We start from the raw sequence: 242 nt of genomic DNA, 5'->3' as shown, positions 1-242 counted from the left end.
CTCGATCTAAGCGACCAGCAGCATAAACATCTTTTACGGGAATAAAATCCGCTAGCGTTTTTCTACCTTCGCCATCAGTGAACTGGCTGAGAGTATCAAAAGGTTTGTTGAATAGAATCACTTTGCGATCTTCGGGCGCTACCTTAGGCTTTGCGTTGGTAGGTTTGCCTTTATATCGGTGTTTGCTGGAGTGCGGTTTTTTGTGTGAACTGCCAGTGTCATTTTTGCCACTGTGTTGATTC

The 242-nt window shown here is 44.6% G+C and carries 1 pseudogene; it reads right to left on the bottom strand.

Annotated elements, in window-relative coordinates:
- A pseudogene (locus AB4496_RS29650) lies at positions 1–242 on the bottom strand (23S rRNA pseudouridylate synthase); the annotation flags it as partial.

Origin of the sequence: Vibrio sp. 10N.222.46.A1 (assembly GCF_041473595.1) — a bacterium.
GTDB lineage: Bacteria > Pseudomonadota > Gammaproteobacteria > Enterobacterales > Vibrionaceae > Vibrio > Vibrio tasmaniensis_A.
The sequence above is the reverse complement of the archived record's forward strand: the minus strand, read 5'-3'. Positions and strand labels throughout refer to the sequence as shown.